At 69.8% G+C, this 8848-nt stretch carries 6 protein-coding genes; 4 read left to right on the top strand and 2 right to left on the bottom strand.

What is annotated here, in order from left to right:
• Together ACKVMH_RS11210 and ACKVMH_RS11205 are read left to right on the top strand one after the other, a co-directional pair.
• Positions 1-352, top strand: a 352-nt coding sequence (locus ACKVMH_RS11210; RefSeq protein WP_412700347.1) for a murein hydrolase activator EnvC family protein, incomplete at its 5' end; no start/stop codon positions are given.
• Positions 353-502: 150 nt separating this feature from the next.
• Complete coding sequence (locus tag ACKVMH_RS11205) at positions 503-1882, top strand: S41 family peptidase (RefSeq protein ID WP_412700346.1); 1380 nt, start codon at positions 503-505, stop codon at positions 1880-1882.
• Positions 1883-1891: 9 nt separating this feature from the next.
• On the opposite strand, the gene ACKVMH_RS11200 is transcribed toward ACKVMH_RS11205, so the two are convergent.
• Complete coding sequence (locus tag ACKVMH_RS11200; RefSeq protein ID WP_215218941.1) at positions 1892-2584, bottom strand: rhomboid family intramembrane serine protease; 693 nt, start codon at positions 2582-2584, stop codon at positions 1892-1894.
• Positions 2585-2911: 327 nt separating this feature from the next.
• On the opposite strand from ACKVMH_RS11200, the gene ACKVMH_RS11195 reads away from it, so the two are divergent.
• On the top strand, positions 2912-4285 hold the full coding sequence (locus ACKVMH_RS11195) for an OmpP1/FadL family transporter (RefSeq protein ID WP_412700345.1): 1374 nt from the start codon (positions 2912-2914) through the stop codon (positions 4283-4285).
• Positions 4286-4387: 102 nt separating this feature from the next.
• On the opposite strand, the gene putA is transcribed toward ACKVMH_RS11195, so the two are convergent.
• On the bottom strand, positions 4388-7627 hold the full coding sequence (gene putA, locus ACKVMH_RS11190) for a bifunctional proline dehydrogenase/L-glutamate gamma-semialdehyde dehydrogenase PutA (protein ID WP_412700344.1): 3240 nt from the start codon (positions 7625-7627) through the stop codon (positions 4388-4390).
• A 381-nt stretch (positions 7628-8008) separates the two neighbouring features.
• Between putA and coxB the strand changes: the two genes are divergently transcribed.
• Positions 8009-8848: cytochrome c oxidase subunit II (gene coxB, locus ACKVMH_RS11185; RefSeq protein WP_412700343.1), on the top strand; the 840-nt coding region annotated here is incomplete at its 3' end.

Raw genomic sequence — 8848 nt, 5'->3', positions numbered from 1 at the left:
CGGCAACCTGCTCGCCGGCTACCGCGCGAAGCTGCCGGATGGCCGCGCCAGCGATGGCCTGCTGATCGGCGCGGCCGCCGGCACGCCGGTGACCGCGGTGGCCGACGGCACCGTCGTCTATTCGGAGTGGATGAGCGGCTTCGGCCTGATCCTGATCATCGACCACGGCAACGGCTACATGAGCCTGTACGCCCACAACGACGCGCTCCTGCGCGATGCCGGCGACGCGGTGAAGCGTGGCGACCGGGTCGCGACGGTGGGCAGTTCCGGCGGGCACGGGCGCCCGGCGCTGTACTTCGAACTGCGCCGCAACGGCGAACCGGTCGATCCGGGCAGCTGGCTCCGCCGCTGAGGCGCTGCACGGGATTTACGGAAACTTCCGCACCCGCGACTTAAGGTCGGCTGACGCCGGCCCTGCCGGTCGACATACTTGGTTGAACGACCGCGGCTGCCCCCGGTCCGTAACTCGTGACCGTAGCCCGTGTCCCCCGGAGTCCGCCTGATGCCCCATCGCCGCCTCGTTCCGCTCGCCCTCGCCATCGGCCTGTCGCTGGCCAGCCTTCCGGTCACCGCGCAGCAGGCCGCGCAACCACCGGCGAAGGATGCCGCGGCGGCGTCGGCATCCAACATCCCGCTCGACGAGATCCGCCGGTACGTGGCGGTGTACAGCGCGGTCAAGGCGGCATACGTCGAGCCGGTCGACGACGAGCAACTCATGCACTCCGCGATTCGGGGGTTGCTGCTAGACCTCGACCCGCACAGCGCCTACCTGGAAGCCGACGCCACCGACGATTTCGAGGAGCAGGCGCGCGGTAACTACGACGGCATCGGGGTCGAGATCTTCCGCCAGCCCGACGGCAGCCTGCGCGTGATCGCGCCAATCGATGACACCCCGGCCGCCCGCGCCGGGGTCAAGGCCGGCGACCTTATCGTCGCCGTCGACGGCAAGCCGCTGCGCGCCGGCGAAGGCGACAGTTCGACCCCACTGCGCGGCGAAGCCGGTACCAGTGTCGAGTTGACCATCCTGCGCGACGGGGCCGACGAGCCGGTCAAGCTGACCGTCGAACGCCAGACCATCCGCATCGCCAGCGTGCGCAGCCGGATGCTCGAGCCGGGCTTCGGCTACCTGCGCGTCAGCACCTTCCAGGCCGACACCGCCGCCGATTTCGAACGCCAGCTGGGCGAGCTTGCCACGCAGGCCGGTGGCCGCCTGCGCGGACTGGTGATCGACCTGCGCAGCAACCCGGGCGGGCTGCTCAACTCGGCCGTGCAGATCGCCGACGCGCTGCTGGAGGACGGCGGCATCGTCAGCACGCGCGGCCGCATCCCGGTCAGCGACGCCACCTTCAGCGCCACCCCGGGCGACCGCCTGCACGGCGCGCCGGTGGTGGTGCTGGTCGACGCGGGTTCGGCCAGCGCCTCGGAGGTACTGGCTGGTGCGCTCGGCGACAACGGCCGTGCCCGTATCGTCGGCAGCCGCACGTTCGGCAAGGGCTCGGTGCAGACCGTGCTGCCGCTCGACAACGGTGACTCGGTCAAGCTCACCACCGCGCGCTATTACACCCCGGATGGACGCTCGATCCAGGCGCTCGGCATCGTGCCCGACGTGGTCCTGCACGCCGAGGAGGGCGGTGACGACGGCCGTCCGGCCGGCTACACCGAGGCCGACCTGCCGGGTCACCTGGGGGCGGAAGTGCCCGACGACGGCGACGGCGAGGCGCTGCCCGGCATCAACGCCGGCGAGGTGCTCGAGGGCGAGGGCCACGTCACTGCGGCCCTGGCCGAGCTCAAGAAGCTGGTCGCGGGAGCGAGCCCCGGTGCTGATGCCGGTGCCGGTGCGAACGATGACGCGGACCGGGACGCTGTGCCGGTCGAGGGCTGACGCCGGACCTCAGAACCCGCGTCGCCGCCGCAACCGACGGGCGATGCCGGCCCGTGCCAGCAATGCGAACGCGCCACCGAACGCGAATCCCGCCAGGTGGGCCGACCAGGCCACCGCGCCGAACGCCGGGCCGATGAAGGTAAACACCACCTGCAACGCCGCCCAGACGCCGATGAGGAGCGGTGCGGGCACTTTGACGAATTGCAGGAACAGCCCCAGCGGCACCACCACGCCCAGCTTGGCCGAGGGGAACAGCGCCAGGTAGGCACCGATCAGGGCCGACACCGCGCCGCTGGCCCCGATGATCAGCCGGTCCGGGGTGCCGATGGCCAGCACCGCGGCCAGGTTGGCGACCGCGCCGCCCACGAGGAACAGCAGTACGAACCGCCACGGGCCCATCGCGCGTTCGGCCGGCAGCCCGAAGATCAGCAGGAACACCAGGTTGCCCAACAGATGGGCCCAGTCGGCGTGCAGGAACAGCGCCGTGACCAGCCGCAGCAGGCTGCCGTCGCCCGGCGCGGCCTGCCAGGCCGCGGGCGTGGTCAGCCCGCCCGACAACGCGCCCCACTCCATGACCCACCTCGACTGCTCGGCCGCCGGGGCCCAGGCCAACCAGGTGAAGCTGCCCCAGAGGGCCGCGAAAAGCAGCGGCGTGGCCCATCGGAGGGGCGGCTTCTGGCGCGACGGAATGGACAGGAACAAGGCGGGTCCTCGCTTCCGGCGCATTGTTAGCGCGGGGTTAATCGGCACGCTATAGTGCAGACGGCGCCGTATGGCGGCAGCCCCGGCGCCCGCCGGTGACCGGCCCGGCCGGCGCTGCAGGCAGGGCCGAAGAAAAACATAAAACTCCAATGGAGACCACACGCATGCATCACGCACACCGCACCACCCTCACGGCGCTCGCGCTGGGCATCGCCGGCGTACTTGCGCTTGGCCAGGCCCACGCCACCGGCTTCCAGATCCGCGAGAACAGCGTCAAGAACCTCGGCCGTGCCAACGCCGGTACCGCCGTGGCGCAGGATGATGNGCATGCATCACGCACACCGCACCACCCTCACGGCGCTCGCGCTGGGCATCGCCGGCGTACTTGCGCTTGGCCAGGCCCACGCCACCGGCTTCCAGATCCGCGAGAACAGCGTCAAGAACCTCGGCCGTGCCAACGCCGGTACCGCCGTGGCGCAGGATGATGCCTCGGTCGTTTCCAACAATCCGGCCGCGATGGTCAACCTCGACCGCACCACGGTGCAGATCGACGCGACCATCATCGACCTCAATGCCGAATTCACCGGCGGCGGCCAGGCCGCGGCCGGCACGCCGCTGGCGCAGCCGCTGACCGGCGGTGATGGCGGCGACCCGGGCGACCCGACCGCGGTCCCGGCGATTGCGATCGTCGCCCCGCTGCACGGCGCGTTCGAAGGCCTGACCGTCGGCGCGAGCATCAGCGCACCGTTCGGCCTGGCCACCGAGTACGACCGCGACTGGGTCGGCCGCTACAACGCAGTCGAGTCGGACGTGAAGACCGTCGACTTCACCCTGTCGGCCGCGGTCGAGCTGCACGAGACCTTCTCGGTCGGCGTCGGCCTGATCTACCAGCACGCCGACGTGACGCTGTCCAACGCAGTCGACTTCGGCTCGGGCATCTGCCGCGTCAACATCGCCGCGTGCATCACGCCCGACCCGGTCAACGCGCCGTTCGGCCCGCAGAAGAACGACGGCTTCGTCGAAGTCAGCGGCACCGACAACGGCCTGGGCTGGCTGCTCGGCTTCCAGTTCCGCCCGACCGAGCGCCTGGCGATCGGCTACTCGCACCACTCCGAGATCGACCACGAAATCGACGGCGACGTCGACTTCACCGTCCCGGCGGCGGTCGTCGCGGCAATGGGTCCGATGGCGGTGGCCTACGCCGACGGCCCCGGCGGCGCCAAGCTGACCACCCCGAGCGTCGACACCCTGAGCGTGCAGTACGACTTCACGGACTCGTTCCGGATGATGGCCGACGTCCAGCGCACCGGCTGGGAGTCGCTGCAGGCGGTCAACATCGAGCGTTCCAACGGGACCCCGATCGCCAGCGAGCAGTTCCAGTGGGAAGACTCCACGATGGTTGCCCTGGGTGGCGAGTACGACCTCAACGAGGCGTTCACCCTGCGCGCCGGTGCGGCGGTCGACGAGACCCCGACCAATGACGAGCACCGCACCCCGCGCCTGCCCGACAACGACCGCCAGCTGTACACGGTCGGCCTGACCTGGCACGCCTCGCCGAACCTGAGCATCGATGCGGCCTACATGCGCATCGAGATCGACTCCCCGACCGTCGAGTCGGTGTCCAGCAGCGGCAGCGTGCTGGTCGGCGAGTTCGATGGCCACGCGAACCTGTTCGGCGTCGCGGCGCAGTACAAGTTCTGATCGATCGCACCATGCAGAACGAAAAAGCCCCGCTCCGGCGGGGCTTTTTCATGGGCGCCGCCCACAAACGGAACGGCGCCGGCGCGGGAAGCTCCCTTACGACTACTCGCCCAGCGTCAGCAGCGAGGCGTTGCCACCGGAGGCGGTGGTATTGATGGTGATCGTCTTCTCGGTAGTGAACCGCGGCAGGTAGTGCGGCCCGCCAGCCTTCGGACCGGTACCCGAAAGGCCCTGGCCGCCGAACGGTTGCACGCCGACCACCGCGCCGACCTGGTTGCGGTTGACGTAGCAGTTGCCGACCTTGATCCGCGCGGCGATCTTCTCGACCGTCTCGTCGATGCGCGAGTGCACGCCGAGCGTCAGCCCGTAACCGGTCGAGTTGACCGCGTCGATGACCTTGTCGAGCTCGCCCGCCTTCCAGCGGATCACGTGCAGCACCGGGCCGAACACTTCCCGCTCGAGCTGGTCGAGCGAGCGCAGCGCGTACGCGCGCGGCGCGAAGAAACTGCCGTGCGCGGTGTCCTCGCCCATCGCGACGGTCGCGATCGGACTGGCCTCGCGGTCCATGCGCTCGGCGTGGGCGTGCAGGGTCTTCAGCGCGTCCTCGTCGATCACCGGACCGACGTCGGTCGACAGCAGCCCCGGGTCGCCGACCTTCAGTTCGGCCATCGCGCCGGCCAGCATGGTGACCACCTTGTCGGCGATGTCTTCCTGCACGAACAGCACGCGCGCGGCCGAGCAGCGCTGGCCGGCCGAGGTGAAAGCCGAGCTCATCGCGTCCTTGACCAGCTGCTCGGGCAGCGCCGAGGAGTCGGCGATCAGGGCGTTCTGGCCACCCGTCTCGGCGATCAGCACGCCGATCGCGCCATCGCGCGATGCCAGTGCGCGGTTGATCGCGTTCGCGGTCTCGTTGGAGCCGGTGAAGGCGACGCCGGCGATGCGCGGATCCTTGGTGAGTGCGGCACCGACCGTCAGGCCGTCGCCGGGCAGGAACTGCAGCACGTCCTCCGGCACGCCGGCCTCGTGCAACAGGCGGGTCGCGGCGTAGCCCACCAGGTTGGTCTGCTCGGCCGGCTTGGCGATCACGCTGTTACCGGTCGCCAGTGCCGCGGCAACCTGGCCGATGTAGATCGCCAGTGGGAAGTTCCAGGGGCTGATGCAGACGAATGCGCCGCGGCCATGCAACTGCAGCGTGTTGGTCTCGCCGGTCGGCGAGGGCAACGCCTCGACGGTGAACAGCTTGCGCGCCTGGCACGCGTAGTAGCGCAGGAAGTCGACCGCCTCGCGCACTTCGCCCACGCCGTCGGGGATGGTCTTGCCGGCGTCCTTGGTGCACATCGCGATGAACTCGGCCATCCGCGATTCGAGCAGGTTGGCGGCGTGCTCGAGGATCGCCGCGCGGCTCGCGGCCGGGGTCGCATCCCACTTGGGCTGCGCGGCGACGGCATTGACCACCGCGCGCTCGACCGTCGCGCTGTCGGCCGGCAGCCAGCGGCCGACAACCTCGCGGCGGTCGGCCGGGTTGGTCACCTGCAGCCACTCGCCGGCTGGCGTGGCCCCCGGCACCAGCGGCTCGGCGAACCAGTCGTCGCGCACCGCGGCGTTGATCTGTTGGGCCAGCGTGCGCAGCCGGTCGTCGTCGGCGAGGTTGACGCCCATGGAGTTGCTCCTGTCGCAGTACTGCATCGAACCGGCGAAGCTGCGGTACACGTCGACCGGCAGCGGGATGCGGGGATGCGGGATGGTTTCGAAGCCGGACACGGTCTGCACCGGGTCCCGGATCAGGTCGTCGATCGCGACGTCCTCGTCGGTGATGCGGTTGACGAAACTGGAATTGGCGCCGTTCTCCAGCAGCCGGCGGACCAGGTACGGCAGCAGGTCCTCGTGGCTGCCGACCGGTGCGTACACGCGGCACGGCACGTCGAGGCGGTCGGCCGGGATCACCTCAGCGTAGAGGTCGTCGCCCATGCCGTGCAGCTTCTGGAACTCGAACTCCACGCGCTTCCCCCCCAGGCGCGACATCCGGTGCACGGTGGCGATGGTCTGGGCGTTGTGGGTGGCGAACATCGGGTAGATCGCGTCGGCGGCATCAAGCATGCGGCGCGCGTTGGCGAGGTAGGACACGTCGGTGTTGGGCTTGCGGGTAAACACCGGATAGCCGGGATGGCAGTCGACCTGCGCGCGCTTGATCTCGGTATCCCAGTACGCGCCCTTGACCAGCCGCACCGGGATCCGGCGGCCGTGCTGGCGGGCGAGGTGGGCGATGAAGTCGATCACCTCCGGCGCGCGCTTCTGGTAGGCCTGCACGGCCAGGCCGCAGCCTTCCCAGCCGTCAAGCGACGCGTCGGCGTAGGCGCCGGCGAACACGTCCAGCGACAGTTCCAGCCGGTCGGCTTCCTCGGCATCGACGGTGAAGCCGATGCCGTGTTGCTTGGCCAGCTGCGCCAGTTCGAGCACGCGCGGGGTCAGTTCGGCCAGCACGCGGGCACGCTTGGCGTGTTCGTAACGCGGGTGCAGCGCCGACAGCTTTACGGAAATGCTGGGCGTGCCGAACACGTCGGCGCGGTGGAAGTCGCCGCTGCTGCCGATCGCAGCGATCGCGTCGCGGTAGGCCTGCAGGTAGCGCTGCGCGTCTGCCTCGGTCAGCGCGGCCTCGCCGAGCATGTCGTACGAGTAGCGGTAGCTTGCATTGACGCCTTTGCGGGAGCGCGCCAGCGCCTCGCCGATGGTCCTGCCCATGACGAACTGGTGGCCCATGATCTTCATCGCCTGGCGCACGGCCAGCCGGATCACCGGTTCGCCGACACGGCCGACCAGGCGCTTGAAGGCGTTGTGCGCGTCGCGCCTGGTTTCGTCGGCCAGATCGACCAGGTGGCCGGTCAGCATCAGGCCCCACGTCGACGCGTTGACCAGCACCGAGTCGGACTTCCCCATGTGGCGCTTCCAGTCGGCCTCGCCGAGCTTGTCGCGGATGAGCTTGTCGGTGGTTTCCTCGTCGGGGATGCGCAGCAGCGCCTCGGCAACGCACATCAGCAGCACGCCCTCCTCGCTGCCGAGGTCGTACTGGCGCATGAAGGCTTCGATGGCGCCCTGGTCCTGCGCGCGCGCGCGGACCCGGGTGACCATGTCGGCCGCGACCGCCTGTGCCGCGGCCTGCTCGGCCTCCGGTAGGCGCGCCTGCTCGAGCAGGCTGCGGACGTGCGCGGCCTCGTCGCGGACCCAGCCGGCGGTGATGGCGGCGCGCGGGCCGGCCGGCAACGCCGGGAGCTCGGGGCTAACCAGCTTGCGGACGGAAGCGCCAGCGGCCGGTCGGCCGCCGGAAACGGGGGAGGGATTGTCCATCGGGCCAGGGGAGGGAGGGTGGGGACGCGCTAGTCTAAGGCCGGCGACGGTACCGCGCGCGTGTACTGGAGCTTTGCATCACGTGGCGTTTCGCAACCGCCCCGAGCCCCGCCGGAACGCCGATCTTGACTTGCGTCAAGGCCTCCGGGAGACGTCGTGTGATGGGCGTCAGCTTGCCGCTTCCCCGCGCCACGGTTACGATTCATGGGTTATCCGTTGCGCCGAGCGCCGTTCCAGGTCGCGAAGCGCGGGGCCCTGCGCGGGCTCGCCAGCCACCTCTCCGCGGTCGATCCATGCCCGAAGGGCACGGGCGCCGGGAGTGGCAGCCCGCGGAGCACGATGCAAACACATGTCAATCAAGTGATTCTGGGGCTCGAAGTGATGAAAGCCGGTCGTTTCAAGCAGTGGGCAATGGGCGTGGCCGCGATGGCGACGCCGGTCCTCGCATTCGCACAGAGCGCCGACCCCGAGCGTTGGCAGCTCAACATGGGGCGTGGCGTGACCCACCTGTCCAACAACGCCTACGACGCGCACATGCTGGCGTTGTGGATCTGCGTGGCGATCGGCGTGCTGGTGTTCGGCGCGATGGCCGTCGCCATGTTCAAGTTCCGCAAGTCCAAGGGCGCCGTGGCGGACCGCGACTTCACCCACAGCACCCGGCTGGAGATCCTCTGGACCGTGATCCCGGTGGTGCTGCTGGTGCTGATGGCGGCGCCGGCAACGACCAAGCTGATCGCGATGTACGACACCCGGGACGCCGAGATGACCGTCAAGGTCACCGGCTACCAGTGGATGTGGAAGTACGAGTACCTGGGCCAGGGCGTGGAGTTCACCAGCCGCCTCGACCGCAAGAGCGACGCGCTGCGCCAGAGCGGGGTGGTGCCGACCGTGGCCGACCACGCCAACTACCTGCTCGACGTCGACAACATGCTGGTGCTGCCGACCGACACCAAGATCCGTTTCGTGATCACCGCCGACGACGTCATCCACGCCTGGTGGGTGCCCGCGCTGGGCTGGAAGCAGGACGCCGTGCCGGGCATCGTCAACGAGGCCTGGACCGACATCTCGACCCCGGGCATCTACCGCGGCCAGTGCGCCGAGCTGTGCGGCAAGGACCACGGCTTCATGCCGATCGTGGTCAAGGCCGTGCCGCCCGCCGAGTACCGCCAGTGGCTGGCCGCCCGCAGGGCCGGCAACGCCCCGGCCCCGGCCGCCGCGCCG

It is taken from the genome of Lysobacter zhanggongensis (assembly GCF_046638635.1).
Classification (GTDB): Bacteria; Pseudomonadota; Gammaproteobacteria; order Xanthomonadales; family Xanthomonadaceae; genus Novilysobacter; species Novilysobacter luteus.
The sequence above is the reverse complement of the archived record's forward strand: the minus strand, read 5'-3'. Positions and strand labels throughout refer to the sequence as shown.

Bases quoted from the DNA above. Each gene is read 5' to 3' on its own strand.
- ACKVMH_RS11205 (WP_412700346.1), top strand. From the start codon at position 503: ATGCCCCATCGCCGCCTCGTTCCGCTCGCCCTCGCCATCGGCCTGTCG.
- ACKVMH_RS11195 (WP_412700345.1), top strand. From the start codon at position 2,912: ATGCATCACGCACACCGCACCACCCTCACGGCGCTCGCGCTGGGCATC.
- putA (WP_412700344.1), bottom strand. From the start codon at position 7,627: ATGGACAATCCCTCCCCCGTTTCCGGCGGCCGACCGGCCGCTGGCGCT.